20 protein-coding genes are annotated in these 16959 nt (G+C 58.0%); 13 read left to right on the top strand and 7 right to left on the bottom strand.

Translation table 11 applies throughout. The features are described from left to right. The 4 genes from ABSG47_RS16130 to ABSG47_RS16115 form a co-directional block, all read left to right on the top strand. Window positions 1-326 (top strand): hypothetical protein (locus ABSG47_RS16130; RefSeq protein ID WP_424170726.1); only part of this gene is annotated, 326 nt, incomplete at its 5' end. A 126-nt stretch (window positions 327-452) separates the two neighbouring features. Next, entirely contained in the window at window positions 453-1562 is a 1110-nt protein-coding gene (locus tag ABSG47_RS16125) for a thioredoxin family protein (protein WP_424170725.1), read from the top strand. Between the two features lie 18 nt (window positions 1563-1580). After that, window positions 1581-2162, top strand: coding sequence for a peptide-methionine (R)-S-oxide reductase MsrB (gene msrB / locus ABSG47_RS16120; protein WP_424170724.1), 582 nt, complete (start codon window positions 1581-1583; stop codon window positions 2160-2162). A gap of 121 nt (window positions 2163-2283) precedes the next feature. Continuing rightward, complete coding sequence (locus ABSG47_RS16115; protein WP_424170723.1) at window positions 2284-2772, top strand: GAF domain-containing protein; 489 nt, start codon at window positions 2284-2286, stop codon at window positions 2770-2772. Here the strand turns inward: ABSG47_RS16115 and ABSG47_RS16110 are convergent. After that, on the bottom strand, window positions 2754-3098 hold the full coding sequence (locus ABSG47_RS16110; protein WP_424170722.1) for a CHY zinc finger protein: 345 nt from the start codon (window positions 3096-3098) through the stop codon (window positions 2754-2756). The two genes, ABSG47_RS16115 and ABSG47_RS16110, sit on opposite strands and share 19 nt — an antisense overlap. Before the next feature lie 59 nt (window positions 3099-3157). After that, a complete protein-coding gene (locus tag ABSG47_RS16105; RefSeq protein ID WP_424170721.1) occupies window positions 3158-4318 on the bottom strand; it encodes an acyltransferase family protein in 1161 nt (386 codons plus the stop codon). A 229-nt stretch (window positions 4319-4547) separates the two neighbouring features. On the opposite strand from ABSG47_RS16105, the gene ABSG47_RS16100 reads away from it, so the two are divergent. Genes ABSG47_RS16100 through ABSG47_RS16090 form a run of 3 tightly spaced genes read left to right on the top strand, consistent with a single transcriptional unit; the run spans window position 4548 to window position 7433 of the window. Further along, entirely contained in the window at window positions 4548-6719 is a 2172-nt protein-coding gene (locus ABSG47_RS16100) for an OPT family oligopeptide transporter (RefSeq protein ID WP_424170720.1), read from the top strand. A 58-nt stretch (window positions 6720-6777) separates the two neighbouring features. Beyond that, complete coding sequence (locus ABSG47_RS16095; RefSeq protein ID WP_424170719.1) at window positions 6778-7068, top strand: nucleotidyltransferase family protein; 291 nt, start codon at window positions 6778-6780, stop codon at window positions 7066-7068. 38 nt (window positions 7069-7106) lie between these two features. After that, complete coding sequence (locus ABSG47_RS16090; protein WP_424170718.1) at window positions 7107-7433, top strand: HepT-like ribonuclease domain-containing protein; 327 nt, start codon at window positions 7107-7109, stop codon at window positions 7431-7433. Window positions 7434-7449: 16 nt separating this feature from the next. Here ABSG47_RS16090 and pstS read toward each other — a convergent pair whose 3' ends face one another. Beyond that, window positions 7450-8874 carry a phosphate ABC transporter substrate-binding protein PstS gene (gene pstS, locus ABSG47_RS16085; protein WP_424170717.1) on the bottom strand — a complete coding sequence of 475 codons (1425 nt, stop codon included), beginning with the start codon at window positions 8872-8874 and terminating at the stop codon, window positions 7450-7452. Between the two features lie 104 nt (window positions 8875-8978). On the opposite strand from pstS, the gene ABSG47_RS16080 reads away from it, so the two are divergent. Next, window positions 8979-10046: a threonine aldolase family protein gene (locus ABSG47_RS16080; protein WP_424170716.1), complete on the top strand. Its 1068-nt coding sequence runs from the start codon at window positions 8979-8981 to the stop codon at window positions 10044-10046. A 15-nt stretch (window positions 10047-10061) separates the two neighbouring features. Then, window positions 10062-10817 carry an SDR family oxidoreductase gene (locus ABSG47_RS16075; protein WP_424170715.1) on the top strand — a complete coding sequence of 252 codons (756 nt, stop codon included), beginning with the start codon at window positions 10062-10064 and terminating at the stop codon, window positions 10815-10817. 50 nt (window positions 10818-10867) lie between these two features. Here the strand turns inward: ABSG47_RS16075 and ABSG47_RS16070 are convergent, their stop codons facing one another. Both ABSG47_RS16070 and ABSG47_RS16065 read right to left on the bottom strand, forming a co-directional pair. Then, window positions 10868-12475, bottom strand: a complete 1608-nt coding sequence (locus ABSG47_RS16070; RefSeq protein ID WP_424170714.1) for a PDDEXK family nuclease — start codon at window positions 12473-12475, stop codon at window positions 10868-10870. 26 nt (window positions 12476-12501) lie between these two features. Beyond that, a complete protein-coding gene (locus ABSG47_RS16065) occupies window positions 12502-13038 on the bottom strand; it encodes a YfiT family bacillithiol transferase (RefSeq protein WP_424170713.1) in 537 nt (178 codons plus the stop codon). Window positions 13039-13077: 39 nt separating this feature from the next. On the opposite strand from ABSG47_RS16065, the gene ABSG47_RS16060 reads away from it, so the two are divergent. The 4 genes from ABSG47_RS16060 (at window position 13078) to ABSG47_RS16045 (ending at window position 15498) form a co-directional block, all read left to right on the top strand. Beyond that, the gene (locus tag ABSG47_RS16060; protein ID WP_424170712.1) at window positions 13078-13251 is read left to right on the top strand and encodes a hypothetical protein; all 174 of its coding nucleotides are present in this window, start codon (window positions 13078-13080) and stop codon (window positions 13249-13251) included. Window positions 13252-13383: 132 nt separating this feature from the next. Further along, the gene (tldD, locus tag ABSG47_RS16055; protein WP_424170711.1) at window positions 13384-14850 is read left to right on the top strand and encodes a metalloprotease TldD; all 1467 of its coding nucleotides are present in this window, start codon (window positions 13384-13386) and stop codon (window positions 14848-14850) included. Window positions 14851-14890: 40 nt separating this feature from the next. Then, a complete protein-coding gene (locus ABSG47_RS16050; RefSeq protein WP_424170710.1) occupies window positions 14891-15217 on the top strand; it encodes a type II toxin-antitoxin system RelE/ParE family toxin in 327 nt (108 codons plus the stop codon). After that, a complete protein-coding gene (locus ABSG47_RS16045; RefSeq protein WP_424170709.1) occupies window positions 15214-15498 on the top strand; it encodes a helix-turn-helix domain-containing protein in 285 nt (94 codons plus the stop codon). The genes ABSG47_RS16050 and ABSG47_RS16045 overlap by 4 nt, the downstream gene beginning before the upstream one ends. Window positions 15499-15521: 23 nt before the next feature. On the opposite strand, the gene ABSG47_RS16040 is transcribed toward ABSG47_RS16045, so the two are convergent. Both ABSG47_RS16040 and ABSG47_RS16035 read right to left on the bottom strand, forming a co-directional pair. Further along, window positions 15522-16208, bottom strand: coding sequence for an ankyrin repeat domain-containing protein (locus ABSG47_RS16040; protein ID WP_424170708.1), 687 nt, complete (start codon window positions 16206-16208; stop codon window positions 15522-15524). 16 nt (window positions 16209-16224) lie between these two features. Further along, window positions 16225-16959: hypothetical protein (locus ABSG47_RS16035; protein WP_424170707.1), on the bottom strand; the 735-nt coding region annotated here is incomplete at its 5' end.

Genomic DNA, 16959 nt, shown 5'->3' with positions numbered 1-16959 from the left:
GCAACCCTGCCGTGAGCACCGTCACGCTCCTCCCGCAGACAATCGACGGAACAGTGACAGCGGTTTCCAGCCAGGGCGGCTTTGACACATATACAGTCTCGCTGGCCGCGTATGATCTGTTTCCGCAGTTCGCGGTCCAGACCTACCAGACCACACTGCTGACAAACCCGGGCACGGTCATCGTTTATGCGGATAGCAATACGAAGCAACTCAACACTCAATCCATCGCGGCAGGAAGCACATTCCGGTTCAATGGCGTCATCTTCAATGACGGCGGCACGCTGAGAATGGATTGCCTGCAAATCGACGATGGAGTTCCGCAATAGCCGGGTGTGCCGTATTTCTCGGTTCTGGAATTTGGACAGTATCACCGCTCTGCGCTGCGAGTAGCGTCGAAGCTGCTCGCAGCACCGCGCACCGCCCCCGATTTATAGTTCTAAATAGAGGGATCGATGTCCACCATACCCGCCGCCACGCATCCGCCCGCGGTTGATTCATCCAGACCGGCGTTTCGCCTGCTCACGCTCCTCGCCGCCATCTACCTCCTTTTCATAGCCGCCCAAACCACAGCCACAGCGCAGGACGCCCCCAGCATCATCGGCACCTCACCGCTCGGCGGCCTTTCGGGCGCAACCGACTGGATCAACTCCAAATCCCTGACGGCAAAAGAGCTCAAGGGCAAAGTCGTCCTGGTCGATTTCTGGGCCTACTCCTGCATCAACTGCATTCGCTCCGTCCCATATCTGCGCGCCTGGGCGGACAAGTACAAAGACAGCGGCCTCGTCGTCATCGGTGTCCACACCCCCGAGTTCGACTTCGAAAAGGAATTGCCCAACGTCCAGCATGCCGTCAAGAAATTCAACATCACCTATCCCGTCGCGCTCGACAGCAACAATGCCATCTGGGACGCCTTTCGTAATCAATACTGGCCCGCTTCGTATTTCATCGATGCCACAGGAAAAGTCCGGTATACCCACTTCGGCGAAGGCGAATACGACCAGTCCGAGCAGCACATTCAGGAGCTGCTCAAAGAGGCCAACGCCAAAGCCATGCCTTCCGGCACAGTTACCGTGGCAGGGCAGGGAGCCGAAGCCGAAGCTGATTTGAAGGACGTTAAATCGCCCGAAACCTACATCGGCTACTCCCGCGCCGAGCACTTCGGCTCGCCGGGAGGAATCATGCGGGATATGGACCAGGTCTATACCATTCCCGACGACCTGCGCATTAACGAGTGGGGCCTGGCGGGAAAATGGCATGATCAGGAGCAGATTGCTGTTTTAAAAAGCGCAACAGGCAAGATCGCCTTTCGTTTTTACGCCCGCGATCTCCATCTCGTCCTCGGTCCCACCACCGGCGGCAAGCCAGTCCGCTTCCGCGTCACCATTGACGGCCAGGCTCCCGGCGAAAATCACGGAGTGGATACAGATGCGCAGGGCAACGGCGTCGTCACAGAGCACCGTTTGTACCAGCTCGTGCGTCTAAAAGATACGGTGAAGGACCACGTCTTCGTCATCGAATTCCTCGACCCCGGCGTCCAGGCATTCTCTTTCACCTTCGGTTAAAGCCCTGCAGAGGTTCTCATGTTTAAGTCAACGAATATCGGCTCGCCCCACTTCACTCGTCGCGCTTTTCTCATCGCCGCCGGCGCAACCGCCGCTGCCGTAGCCTTCGAGCTGCGCAAAAACATCGTCTATGCCGCGGCGCCGCCCAAGGAAGTCAAAATCGTACAGTTCACCGCGGCAGGCCAGCGCGGCCAGGTCGTCACCCTGCCCGTCGTCGTCAAATCCGACGCCGATTGGAAGAGCCAGCTATCGCCTGACGCCTACGAAGTCACACGGCGCGCGGGAACAGAGCAACCCTATTCAGGCCAGTACTGGAACCTCCACGACAAGGGCATCTATCACTGCATCTGCTGCGATATTCCGCTCTTCAACTCGGACACCAAGTTCGAATCCGGCACCGGCTGGCCAAGCTACTGGCAGCCCATCGCCAAAGAAAACGTGCGCGAAAGCAACGATCTCTCTCTAGGCGTGTTGCGCACCGCCGTCAACTGCCGCCTCTGTGACGCCCACCTCGGCCATGTCTTCGACGACGGCCCCCAGCCCACAGGCCTCCGCTACTGCATGAACTCCGTAGCACTCAAATTCGCAAAGCTCGCATAATCGCCTGTTTTGATGCGTTGTAACAGGGCACGAGTTTACTCGTGCCAAACCGCTCACAAAATTGTCTGGGGCTTTAGCCCCCGCGTTCAGGCCGATCGCAACCGCAGTGCAAAATAGAACTATGTCTGAGATGGACTTCACCCAGATCCTCATCGAAGTCAGCGCATTCGCGAAATCCACCACCGATCTAGCCGCGCTGCAGAACTTCATCGTCGAAATCATCCCCGAGCGCCTGCCCTACTACAACTGGACCGGCTTCTACATGCTCGACCCCAACGATTCAGACACGCTCGTCCTCGGTCCCTATCGCGGCGCGCCCACCGAGCACGTGCGCATTCCCGTCAGCCAGGGAATCTGCGGAGCCGCCGTCGCGCAAAACACCACCGTCATCATCGACGATGTACACTCCGACCCGCGCTACCTCGCCTGCTCGCTAGAAACCAAATCCGAAATCGTTGTCCCCATCCGCGCCCACGGCGCAGTCGTCGGCGAGATCGACATCGACAGCCACGACCTCGCAGCCTTCACCGCAGAGGACAGTGCATTCCTGGAGCGGTGCGCCGCCATCGTAGGCGCATTCATCGAAACCAATCAGACTTCCTCAAAATAAAACTGGTAATGCTTCCTGCATCCGGGATTAAACGCCGCCCCGCACGCCGGGCACTCATAGCCGCTCGCCATATACCGCTCAATACTCATCTCACATCCACAAGCGCCGCAGAGCACCGCAGCCTCACTCCACTCCACCCGCGGCCACACCTCAATCGCATGCCCCGCCAGCGCCTCATGGCAATCCTTGCAAGCGTAATAAACGCCGCAGCACTTCATCTTGATGGCGATAACGTCTAGCTCACTCCTGTAATGCGCGCACCGCGTCTGCGCATCCAGCTCCACTCCCCTGACTTCAAATAGTTCCTCTGGCCGTAACCCCGTCATAGACCTTCAGATTACCGAATCCTCGTTTCTTTCTAATCATGAACTACTAACCACTGTCTTCACACCTTCACAAAAATCCTCTTCCGGTACAACACCCAGACCGGAATAAAGCAGACCGCGGTAAACAGCACAGACCAGGAGAACGCCGCCCATCCGGGATCGGGAATCTTCGCGCAGACATGCACAAAGAACCACCCCGCCGGCGACATCGCATGTCCGCCATCGGATACATGGAAGAGATCGAGAATGCCCGGCAGCAGCTCGCTCACCATGTAAGCCATAATGGCGTTTGAGCCAAACACAAGCCACGGCCACGTCCATCCTTTGCGCCAGTTGTTCACCTCCACCACCCAGTAAACAACGCTCAACAGCGCCAGCGAGTAACCCGCCGCCACAAAGACGTAAGAACTGGTCCACATCTTCTTGTTCAGCGGGAACCAGACGGACCAGATATATCCAATCGCAAGACAAGCAACGCATCCCGCAATCAGCCCCAGCGCCTTAGCCTTAGTAGACCGGCTGGAGCGCAGAAAGATTCCCGTCATCATGCCAAGCAGCGCCGTGCCAATGGCCGGAATATCGCTCAGCAGGCCCTCGGGATCGCGCGTGTTATGCGTGCCCCGCTCTTCGTAAAGGTGGCCAGGCATAATCTGGCGATCAGCCCACGCCACAATGTTCTGGTCCTTATCGAGAAACGGCACATCCCGCCCCGGCATACCCGCACCAGGAACAGGAGCAAAGCTCACCAGCGCCCAGTAACCAACCACGCACGCAATCAACAGCGCAGCCTTGCTCCAGAAGCGCCTGTCCACTAGATAGAAAAGGCCAACCACCAGATAGCAGATCGCAATCCGCTGCAACACGCCATAAATACGAATATGCGCCAAATGAAAGTACGGAAAACTGTTGACCAAAATACCAAGAAGAATCAGCACAACGGTGCGGATCACCGTATGCCTGGCAAGTTCGCCTTTGGCAGCGCCTTTTGCCAGGCGTGCCTCCGTGCCAAAGACAGTCGAGACGCCAACAAGGAAAAGAAAAGTGGGAAAGACAAGATCCGTAGGCGTCAGGCCATTCCATGCCGCGTGATTCATGAACCACCAGGAACCATGGCCACCGTTGTTGTTGACCATGATCATGAACGCGATGGTGATGCCGCGCACAATGTCAATCGAAATGACGCGCTGAGGCTTGGCGGCGCTAAGGCCAGTTGAGGACATGAGCTGCTCCGGCAATGAAAGATGCTGTTGTCCACCTTATGCGGTAGCACCGGAAATCGGCAAACAGAAAGCAATAAAAGAGCCCGAACCGTATAGGCCCGGGCTCTCGTGTTGAATCGCAGCGCCAGCCTGTTGTGGCGCAGGAGCCACGAACCGGCGCTCCCTGCTAAACTCGGCCTTTCAGAAATTCCCAGCTTTTAAGCTTGCAAATGTCCCCGGAGGAAGCAACGTGTCTGAATTTCAGCCTTTTGTGCCTGCCAATGAGAGCCGCCCTGAACTTACCCTCCGGGCGCTGTTGCTCGGCTCGCTCTTTGGAATCATCTTTGGCATGGTGACGGTGTATGTAGGGCTAAAAGCCGGGCTGACGGTGGCTGCGTCCATCCCGATCTCGGTGCTCTCCATCAGCATTCTGCGGGCCTTCGGAAAGGCATCGATCCTCGAAAACAACATCGTCCAGACCACCGGCAATGCCGGCCAATCCATCGCTTCAGGCGTAATTTTCACGCTCCCCGCGCTGGTATTTCTTGGCTTTGACCTGGAGTATTCGCGCATCTTCCTGCTGGCCCTCATCGGCGGATGGCTCGGCGTCCTCTTCATGATTCCCCTCCGCCGCCAACTGATCGTGCAGGAACACGGCGCGCTGCCATACCCCGAGGGCACAGCCTGCGCCGAGGTGCTCATCGCAGGCGAAAAAGGCGGCTCACTGGCCAGCAGGGTATTTTTCGGCCTCGGGCTAGGCGCGCTGTACACGCTCTTTCAGAACGACAACATCTTCAAGGCATGGCCCGGCACGCCGGAGTTCCAACCCGACTTCGGCCCCCAGCACATCCTCAAAGGCGCGTCCATCAAGGCCGACGCCACGCCGGAGTACCTCGGCGTCGGCTACATCATCGGCCCCCGCGTAGCCGGAGTCATCTTCGCCGGAGGAGTCTTCTCCTGGCTGGTCCTGATGCCCCTGATCTACTTCTTCGGCAAAGACCTCCCGCACCCCATCTACCCAGGCACAATTCCAATTTCACAAATGGGCCCCAGCCAGTTATGGTCCACGTACATCCGTCCCATGGGCGCAGGCGCAGTCGCCGCCGCAGGTCTGATTACACTGCTCAAGACAGTCCCGACAATCCTGAGCGCCCTCACCGCCGGCTTTCGCAACATGAAGCCCGGCGCCGACCAAAAGAAGCCAATCCGCACAGAAGACGATCTCTCCATGAGCGTCGTAGTCTTCGGCTCACTCGCCTTGGTCGTACTGATGTTCGTCTTTCTCGAGTTCAAGCCCGTCCCCGGCGCATTCGTAGGCTGGGCCGCAAACCTCGCGGCATCGCTTCTGGTAGTTGTCTTCGGATTTCTCTTCGTCACCGTCAGCTCACGCATCGTCGGCCTCATCGGCAGCTCCGCCAGCCCGGTCAGCGGCATGACCATCGCCACGCTGATGGCAACGTCAGCCATCTTTCTGGTGCAGGGATGGACCGCCCCAGCCTTCGGCGCACTCGCCATCACCATCGGTGGCGTAGTCTGCATCGCCGCATCCAACTCCGGCGACACCTCACAGGACCTCAAGACCGGCTTCCTCATCGGCGCAACCCCCTGGAAGCAGCAAGTCGCATTGATGATCGGCGTGGTTATCTCCACGGTCGCTATCGGATTCACGCTGAACCTCATGAACACCGGCCTGCAGCAGTTCAAGGCCGCACCGGAAGCATGGGATATGTCAGCATCCCATCCCGGCGTAACCATCCAGCAGGATGTAAAGCATCTGCCGGATCATTTTTCCGTCATCAACGCAGACAAGACCACAACAACCCACCAGAAGAGCGAATACACAGTCCTGAACGCAGTCAGCTCAGCAGAACTGGCAGACGGCAAGTATCTCTACTCGCCAGCCACAGGCAAGATTGAGGTCCAGTGGATTCAGGGCATCGGCAGCGAAAAAGCCGCAGCCCCGCAGGCCCGTCTCATGGCCACAGTCATCAGCGGCATCCTCAGCCGCAAGCTCCCCTGGGGCCTAGTTATGATGGGCGTCTTTCTCGTAATCGCTGTAGAGCTGCTCGGAATCCGCTCGCTGTCTTTCGCCGTCGGCTCCTATCTCTCCATCGGAACCACGCTGGCCATTTTTTGCGGCGGCGTAGTCCGCTGGCTCGTCGATCGCGCCGCCCAGCGCTCAGGCGACGACACCTCCGAAGCCGAAAGCGAAATCTCCCCCGGCTCCCTCTACGCATCAGGACTCATCGCAGCAGGCGGCATCGTAGGCCTCATGGGCGTAGCGTTAACAGCAATGGGCAAAGACGGCCTGGTGCGTTTCCCGGAAACCAACTTCCTCAACCACGCATGGGTCTCGGTGTTGGCATTCGCCCTGCTCGGATACTCGCTCTACTACTTCGCGCGGAAACCGCTGAAGAAGTGAGCGCTACATCGTTATCCCCGGAAATTCAATCAGCAGTACACTATGGAAGAGGTGAGCGATGCGTCCATCTGCCGTGCTGGAACAGCAACGCGACACGATCCGCAGCCTGGTCCTGCAGGCCGGTATGGCGAATCCGCGTGTTTTCGGCTCGGTGGCGCGCGGCGAGGACGAGGATGGCAGCGATCTCGATCTGCTCATCGATCCGGCTCCGCATACGAGTCTTTTGAAGATGGCGGCTCTGGAAGCACAGCTTGCAGCAGCCACTGGAATCAAGATTGACTTGCGCACCCCGGATGAAATTCATCCCCGATACCGCAACAGGGTTCTGGCCGAGGCCGCCTCCTTGTGAATAAGCGCGCGTTTCGAGTGGAAGATTACCTGTTACACATGCTGGAAGCTGCAGATCGCGTCCTTGCGTACACTGTCGGCGTAACGAAGGAGCAATTCCTCACTGCGCCAATGATTCAGGATGCCACCATTCGCAACATAGAGATCATCGGTGAGGCTGCGAACAATCTGCTGCAAGCCGATCCTGAATTTGCAGAACGGCATCCATCCATTCCTTTCGAGCAAATCCATGGCATGAGAAATAGAGTAGCGCACGGCTACTTCGCAGTCAGCGCTGAGATGGTCTGGGAGACAGTTGCGGCCGATATTCCGGAGCTTCGTGCAGAAATTCTCCGGGCGCTAAACGACTTGCGTGGAAACGCCTGAGCGCCGTGCCTAAGCGTTACTTCAACCCATCCACCTCTTTGAGCGCCCGCGCCGCAACCTCCCGCGGCAGCGGCGCATAGCCAAGCGAACCACAATCCTTCTGACCCGCGGTCAGCATCCACCGCAGCAGGGAAGCGACAGCCTCTTTCTTCTGCGCATTGAGGCCCTGCGAAGGCACCAGCAGCCACGTCATCGTGCTGATCGGATACGCCGATTTCCCCGGCGCATTCAAAATCGAAAACCGGAAACCCTTCTCGGAATTCTCACTCGCAAACTGCGCAGCCGTAGTGATGCTCGCCAGATCGGCCTTGATGAACTGCCCCGCCGGATTTTCAACAGCCGCATAATTCAGCTCATGCTGAATCGCATAAATCAGCTCCACATAACCAATGGAATTAGGCGTCTTCGCAACCATCGCCGCAATGCCGTCGCTGCCCTTCGCGCCCGTTCCCACCGGCCATGTAACATGCGTGCCGGAGCCAGGGCCAGCCTTCCATTCCGGGCTCACAAGTGAAAGATAGCTCGTCCACACAAACGTGGTTCCGCTGCCATCCGACCGATGCACAACCGTAATCTCCGCATCCGGCAAGCGCTGGCCGCCGTTCACCGCACGAATGCGCGAATCATTCCAGCGATGAATCGCACCCGAGTAAATCCCCGCCAGAATCTGTGGCGTAAAACGCAGACTGCCCACGCCGCTCAGGTTATAGATCGGCACCACGCCGCCCGCTAGCGTAGGAAAATTCGTCACAGCAATCGAACCGGAAGACGTCTCCGGCGTCAGCGGCATATCGGAAGCAGCAAAATCAACCTTGCCTGCTGCAAGCTGCTCAATGCCCGCATCCGATCCAGCAGCGTCATAACTCACAGCCATTCCGGCAGACTTGAACCATTTGAGATAAATCACCTGCGGAAGCGTAGCGCCGGCAGCGCGAAGAGCCACATGCTTCGCAGCGCCGGCCGCAGGCAAATCAGCCCTCAGCGAGCCAGAACGCACAGCATCAATCAGCCGCTCTGCACCGTGATCGGCAAGATCATGCGTAATGCCATCCGTGCGAAAGCGGCTCGGCGTAACCAGGTACGACCAGAGCGGCTGGTTATTTTTATCAACAAGCTCCAGCGAAAGATAACCCTGATAATCCGTCTGGCGCGAAGCGCTTGAGCGCGGATTCATGACAACCGTCCCCGTTGCCCAGATATTGGAGTCTCCGCGCAGCACAGCATCCGAGGCAGACGCGTTGTCCACAACTTTTATCTGACCGCTATGGTTAAGCCGCTCGATGACCCTCTCACGCAGGGCGGCTGCGTTACTTCCCTGGCCGAACGCATCCACATGAATCGTGTGAAGCTGCGCGGGCACGGCAGACTGGCCAAACAAGGGAAGAGCCACGGCCAGCGCGGCTGCCGCCAGAATGATTCGTCCAAAAATCGTATTCAGCACAGAGAATAAGCCTCTAAAAGTAGAGTGCATTACATTTTATGCCTGTTTTGTGAATTCTCATGCCGGTATGAGCCCGCCGCTCACGGCGCTATCCTGAAAGCAAGATGAGCACAGCGATTTCCCCCTCGACGGCCTCAGCAGAGCAACAGTTCGGCAGCGACAACTACGCGGGCATCTGTCCGGAAGCCTGGGCAGCTATGGATGAAGCCAATCGCGGCTTCGCGCCCGCCTACGGCGACGATATCTGGACCGAGCGCGCCGCTGACGCCTTTCGCAAGCTGTTTGACACCAACTGCGATGTCTTCTTCGTCTTCAACGGCACGGCAGCCAACTCGCTCGCTCTCGCCTCGCTCTGCCAGTCCTATCACAGCGTCATCTGCGCCGATTCCTCGCACGTCGAGACAGACGAGTGCGGCGCGCCGGAGTTTTTCTCAAACGGCTCCAAGCTTCTCGCAGCGCAGTCAGACGATGGCAAGATATTGCCAGAGCAGATTCATGAACTGGCCATTAAACGCCAGGACATCCACTACCCCAAACCGCGTGTCGTCACCATCACGCAATCCACTGAGACGGGTCGCGTCTACACCACAGCCGAGACAAGAGCCATCGCCCTGGCCTGCAAGGCGCACAGTCTCTCGCTGCACATGGATGGAGCCCGCTTCGCAAATGCCTGCGCATTCTTGAACGAGTCCCCCGCGGAAATGACATGGAAGAGCGGCGTTGATGTTCTCTGCTTCGGCGGCACCAAAAACGGAATGGCCGTAGGCGAAGCCGTGATCTTTTTCAATCGCAAGCTCTCAGAAGATTTCGACTACCGCTGCAAGCAGGCAGGACAACTCGCGTCCAAGATGCGCTTCCTCTCCGCGCCCTGGGTAGGAATGCTGGAGACAGGCGCATGGCTCAGAAATGCTCGTCACGCGAACGCAGCGGCACAGCATCTCGCGCAACAAATCGAAGGAATTCCGGGAGTTCAGATTGCCTCGCCCGTAGAGGCAAACGGCGTCTTCATATTAACCACGGAGCAGGTTCTCGATAAGCTCAAAGCCCGCGGCTGGCGCTTCTACACCTTCATCGGTGGAGCAGCAAGATTCATGTTTGCCTGGGATGCAAATCTCAAACGTGTGGATGAATTGGCGCGCGACCTGCGAGAATGTGCGTTATCGAATGGATGAGGGGGAAGTAGATTCATGAATCTGACAGGAAACACAATTTTGATTACAGGCGGCGGATCAGGCATTGGCCGCGGACTGGCAGAGGAGCTGCAAAAGCTGGGCAACCACGTCATCATTGCCGGCCGTCGGCGCGCCGTTTTAGACGAAACAACCGCGGCAAATCCCGGCATGAGTTCCATGGTGTTCGATATCGAGCAGGCAAGCGGAATTCGCTCCTTCGTGCCGGAGCTGCTGGCGCAGTTTCCCAAGGTGAACGTGGTCATCAACAATGCAGGCATCATGCGCCCTGAAAAGCTTCTCGATCAACCCGAGGATCTCGCGGATGCCGAAGCGATCGTGACGACAAACCTTCTCGGGCCAATCCGGCTCATCGCAGCGTTGATTCCGCATTTCAAGCAGCAGCCCAGTGCGACGATCATCAATGTATCTTCAGGCCTCGCGTTCGTGCCGCTGGCACCGACACCCACCTACTGCGCCACCAAGGCGGCCATCCACTCTTACACCCAATCGCTGCGCGAGCAGCTCAAGGCAACAAAGATTGAGGTCCTTGAAATCATTCCGCCCTATGTGCAGACAGACCTGATGGGCGGAGCAAAAGATCCACGCGCCATGCCGCTCACGGACTTCATCGCCGAGACAATCGCATTGCTCACCACCCAACCCACACCGCAGGAGATTGCCACCGAGCGTGTAAAGTTCTTAAGCGAAGCCGCAAAGCGCGGTGAGTACGATAAGGTCTTCGGCATACTCAACTCTCAGCACTTCGAATAGTACGAACAATAAGCTGCAAATCGGCGCCGGATCAACCTCCGGCGCTTCTTTCATGCGCTGCGTTTGCGAAAGACAATGCCGAGCCCCTGTCGCCAATGTTCATTCAGCGCGATCAGTTCCCACTCAATCTCCGGCGAAAAATAGCGCAGCACCGGCTCGTTCGCCGGATGAATTCGCAAAGCCGGCGCAGCAAGCAGCAGCCGCGGCGGCAGCGCGGAAACAGGCTCACCATCAAAGTAGCCATGCCGCTCAAACGCAGACAGCGTCTTACCGTCCGCGCCAATCGCACGCTCCGCATTCAGGGCTCGCACGCGAATCCAATAATCAAGCGCCTGCAGCGGAAGATGCAGGTCTTCATTCGCCTTGATCTCCATCACGACCAGTCGGCCATTACGATCAATCGTAAGAATATCCAGCATCCCACGATCGCCGGAGGAAAGCGCAGGCACCTGCGAGTAGATCAGTTCGCCTCGCAAACCCGGCAGCAGCTCAGGCAGCTCGTGCCGCAACCGCGACTCCAGCCATCGTTCAGCCTGGATGCGAAAGAGCGGATCCTTGTGATCGCCACTGGAATGACGGCTCGCAAAGAGCCGCGCGAAAAGCTCGCAGGCCAGTGGCTCAGTCTCCTCGGTCAGCGGAGTTTCATGCGGACCCGCGCCAAAGCTGATCTCATTCTGCTGCGCAAAGGAATTAGCTGCAAAACCACGGCGCACACGCGCAAACTCAAGCCCATGAAGCGCAAGCGAGACCTCGCCAGCGGAGTGCGCCCGTATCTCCGTGCGCTGTTTCCCGCCCTCCGGCAGCAATGCAAATATCCGGTCAATGCCAACCTGACACCGCTCCACCGCCGCCTGCACGGAAAAGGATTGCATCAGCCGTGACGATGCATTTCCCGTATCGCGGAAATCAACCGGAGTCAGTTCTTCGCTCCGCTCATCCAGCGTATACAACTCAAAGTTCGCAGCGGCATGATTGAGCCACGCCATACGCTCAGCAGTCACACGCCACGTGTTCGCGGGAACAATGACCTTCAGCCCGCCGAAGTGGCGGCGAGCATCCGTGTGCTGGCGGCAATGATCCAGCCAGAGAATGCCGAGAGTGAGAATGCCTTCGACAATCGCTCCGGATTCATCTTCGCCGGCGCCGATCACAGCTTCCGCCATCGTGCCCTTGAGCAGCCGGCCGCGCACATACGCGGGACCAAAGCTGTGCTCCAGATCCATCGCATTCCGCAGCCCATCCACCTTGAATCCAATAAAGCTTCGTGTAAGCACGCGCTCCAGAAGCCGCTGGTAGTTGCGGCGTGCAGCGTCTCGGGCCGTCGGCGTGCGTCGGTCGTTATTAGGAACAATCTCAAGCGCCTGCGGCTTGGGCGCGCCCATCTTTCGCGTCAGAATGCGAAGCGATTGCGCACGATGCTCCACTCCGACCGCGGTTCGCATGAGGTTGCGCTCTTCGCTCCATAGCTGAAGCAGGCAGCGCCCATGCGATTCGGTAACCGAATAGCGCGCCAAACGCATATCGAAGAGAACGCGACCCTCTTCAAGAATGACAGCGGCAGGATGCGCGGCAAAGTATTCTTCTAGCTCACGCGCCAGCTTCTCCGGCGCAATCTCTTCCGGTGCAGCACCGCTGCTCCTGCGAGCGCCAGTTGACACGCCTTTGCCCGCAAAGGCCATTGCGGCTACCAGTCCATCCGCTGGCGAAGGTTGGTGATATGCGCAAGATGGTGGCGCGAGTGCCAGTCGTAGGTGGCAAGGTTGCGGGCAATCGTCATCGGGCCGCGCTCGGGGTGCTGAAAGGTACACTCGAACTCCGCTTCCGGCAGAGCTTCGAGCAGCGCCGTCATCCTCGCATGTACGCCATCCACAATGGTCAGAGAAGGGTCGATGGACTGGCTGCTGTCCGGCAACATGGCCCAGGCAGCTTCATCGTAGGGCTTAATGATGGGATTATCTTCAGTCAGCGCAAGCTTGAAGCGGATGTAAGCATTCGCATGGCTGTCTGCAATATGATGCACGAGCTGGCGAACGCTCCAGCCGCCATCGCGGTACGGTGTATCAAGCTGGGCGTCGCTTAAATCGTAGACAGCGGCGCGCAGCAGCAGGGGAAATAGTCGGATGGTTTCTATCTGCTCTGCGCGTGTGGAAATCACTGAGGCTGCATCAAAGCGGCCAATCGGATAGCGCAGGCCTTCCAAAACCGGCGTGGGGGTGGTCATGAGCAAACATTACCATGCGCGCGCTATAAGCCGCATGACATGGCAGCAGCGCCTGTCCCGGCTGGAATTAGGCTGCCTGACGCCGACCCCGGTCTTTCATCGGGAGCCGGCGCAGGATTACGCAGCGCGGTGGTGATGATGGTGGCGATGGTGGCGATGGTGGTTTGCGGCAAATGCCGGTGTGGCAACTGCGGCAAACATCAGGACGAGTAGGGAGGCGACAAACAGCTTCTTCATGCTATGAATGTAGCACTCAGGGAGTGCGAGTGGAAGAGGCCGAACAGTGGAGATTTGATGGCATGGAATCAAATAAGCAACCTCGAACAGGCGTAAACTCAAGACACGATGAGCATTCCGGAAGCATCCCCCCATCCCGGAGCCAACTCCGGCCATAAGCGTTATTTTTTCGAGAAATTTGGCATCACTGAGCGCTTATTGGAACGCTGCCTTGGCGAAGCTCTTTCGGCAGGCGGCGATTACGCCGATCTCTATTTTGAGTCCGTGACGGCGGTAAGCCTCGGCGTAGACGAGCAGATCGTGAAGTCGGCCAGCCAGGGAACAAGCGCCGGATGCGGAATTCGCGTTCTGAGCGGCGAGCGCACCGGGTACGCCTACACAGACAACCTCAACCCCGATCGGCTCCTGCATGCAGCAAAAACAGCAGCCCTGATCGCCTCCGGCCCTGCCAAGCAGCCCATCCAGGGCTTTACAGAAGCCCCAGCAGCGGACCTTTACCCTGTCCCGCTCGGCGGATTCGACCTCGATCTCGCAGCGCGTCTGGAGCTGATTCTGCGCATAGACCGCGCAGCGCGAGCCTTCGATGCACGCATTACCCAGGTCCGCGCCAGCTACAGTGAGGAGCTGCGCCGCATCCTGATAGCCGGCTCGGATGGCTCATTCGCCAGCGACACGCAGCCACTCTGCCGTCTGAATGCATTTGTCATCGCCAAAGATGGCGCGCTCACAACTAGAGGCTCAGCCGGCGCAGGCGGCAGAGCTGGCCTGGCGCAATTCACAGCCAGCAAAAGCCCTGAAAACCTGGCGCGCGAAGCAGCCCGCGGCGCCATTCTGCAGCTTGGCGCCGTAGCCGCACCCGCCGGTGAAATGGAAGTAGTGCTAGGCCCAGGCTGGCCCGGCGTCCTGCTGCATGAAGCAGTAGGCCACGGCCTCGAAGCCGATTTCAACCGCAAAGGCACCTCAGCCTTCAGCGGCCTCGTCGGCCAGAAAGTAGCCAGCGCCAAAGTCACGGTCGTCGATAACGGCACCATGGAAGGCCGTCGCGGCTCCCTGAATGTAGACGATGAAGGCTCGCCCACGCAGGAGACCGTGCTCATTGAAAACGGCATCCTCAAGGGCTATCTCACAGACAAGCTTTCAGCCCGTCTCATGGGCATAGCAAACACCGGCTCAGGCCGCCGCGAAAACTACCAGTCCATCCCCATGCCGCGCATGACCAACACCTACATGCTGGCCGGCGAAGATGAGCCGGAAGACATCATCCGCTCCGTCAGGCGCGGCCTCTACGCGCCCAACTTCGGCGGCGGATCGGTAGACATCACCAACGGCAAGTTCGTCTTCTCAGCGTCTGAAGCGTACCTCATCGAAGACGGCAAAATCACCGCCCCGGTGCGCGACGCCACCCTCATCGGCAACGGCCCCGAGGCGCTGAAGTATGTCTCGATGGTCGGCCACGACCTCAAGCTCGACGAAGGCATCGGCACCTGCGGCAAAAACGGCCAAAGCGTCCCCGTAGGCGTAGGCATGCCCACCGTCAAGCTCGACCGCATGACCGTCGGCGGCACAGGACGGTAAAATGGCGGTCAGTAATTTATCTCAAAAATGAGATATAATCATGATGGGTTGGCAAGTTGAAATTCTCAACCAGACAGTAATGACTGAGATTCAAGCGCTGCCGAAAGATATGCAGGCCCGTTTTCTGAGGCTCGGTGAATGGATCGGCCAGGTTGGTTTGGAAAGCCTCGGTGCACCGTACGTGAAGCATCTGGAAGGCAAGCTATGGGAGCTTCGCTTGAAGGGAAGAGACGGCATTGCGCGTGCCCTTTATGTGACAGCAACCGGCAAGCGCCTGATCGTATTGCGTGCCTTTGTCAAGAAGACGCAAAAGACTCCCCGCGCGGAAATTGAATTGGCGTTGCAACGGGCAAAGGAGATTCAATGACCATTCCATTCGATGAAATCAAGGCGGAACTTCTCGCCGATCCCGAGATCAAGGCCGAATACGATGCGCTTGCACCTGAGTTTGAGATCGCCGCGGAATTACTGCGCGCGCGTCTCAAAGCAGGGCTGTCTCAGGCCGAGTTGGCCGCGCGCATGAAGACGAGCCAATCATCGATCGCTCGCTTGGAGAGCGGACAGACCTTGCCGAGCACAAAGACACTGTTACGCTTCGCTCAGGCTACAGGCACCAGGGTGCAGATGCGCCTGCAATCCGTGGCATAGAGCGAAAGCTCTACCGCCTTCTTTTACTTGTGGCCACCGTGTGCGCTTAGAATGCCGATGATCTTGTCAGTATCCGCATAGAACATTGGCGGATGTTTTGCCAGGTCCTTCGCGTTCGGGTCTGCGCCGTAATCCAGAAGTAATTTCAAAATTTCTATCTTGCGTTCCAGCACAGCCTGGTGCACTGCGCTTTGTCCGTTAAAGATGGCGTAGTCCGGATTCGCCCCATTGGCCAGCAGCACCTGCACATCCTGCGGAAGATTCTGATCAATGGCAAGCGATAGCGGGGTATTGCCGTTGCTTAGTTCAACATTCACGTCTGCGCCATGAGTCAACAGCAGCTTCACCACTTCCTTGTGGTGGTAAGACTGCAGCGCAAGTGTAAGAGGAGATTCTCCAGAGTGCTGCTCCTCCCCAGAGGCTTTTATGTCCCACACCCTCACCTGTGCATTTACATCCGCGCCATTCGCCAGCAACAGCGCCACAATCTCCGGCTGGTCATATTTAGCCGCCAGATGAAGCGGAGTGTAACCCAGGCTGTCCCTGCTTGAAACCAGGCCAGGCTCCTGCTTGAGCAGCGCAATCACCGCCGCCTTGTCACCCTTCCGTGCTGCTTTGTGAATCGGGCCGGCAAGCGCAGCAGCGCTCACAGCCAGCAGCAATACCAGCATTCCTGAAACCCGAATAGCCTGCGCAGAATCCCTGGTCATATGGCAGATGGGGTGCTCATGGTTGCTGCGTCTCTGCACTGGCCGGTATATCGGGAACAATTCGCACGGTAGAACCAAGCCGGTGATAGTCGGTAAATGTCGTCCGATTCAGATACATCCGCTTCACAGTGTTCACACTGTGCACCTGCGCTGAGCAGTCATTGAATCCCACCACGCTGAAGGCCACGCTCCGCAGCGGGCAGTTATAAATCTTTCCGCCAATTTCCACCGGACCGTACTCCACTGCGGAAGCAACATGGGACAGCGGATCGTCAGCGTTCGTGTCCGCCGCCTCAATGGTGACGCGCAAAACCACGCCGGATGCCGGATCGAGCGCAATCGTGCCATGGTATGCAGGCTGACCGTGAAAGGTGGGTCTCCCGTTGCACGAATAGTTCACGTCGTAGTGTGAATCCTGCTTTGACACCGAATATCGGAAAACTGCAACCACACCCGTCGGACCTTTCTCCCAATGATGAAACGCTATGGTGTCTGAAGTTACGTCGGTCAAAACCACACCGGGCTCTATCCCGAATTCTCCCGAGCTTTCCAGACCAAGCGACATCGTCGTTCGTTGGCCCTGCGGATTCTTCATAGGGTCAATCAGCTCTTTCCCGTCGCGAAAGGTGATCTCCCGGCTATAGCTGCCGCGTGGAAACAGGCCGGTCAGCGCCGGTCGGCTGGCCTCATTCAATCCCGGTGGAATGCCGTAATACCGTTCCGTTGTCCGCGTGGCAAAGAAGTTCGGAAG

Source organism: Occallatibacter sp., from assembly GCF_049510455.1.
GTDB lineage: Bacteria > Acidobacteriota > Terriglobia > Terriglobales > Acidobacteriaceae > Telmatobacter.
Note: the sequence above shows the minus strand (reverse complement) of the source record. Positions and strands in the feature narration are given on the sequence as shown.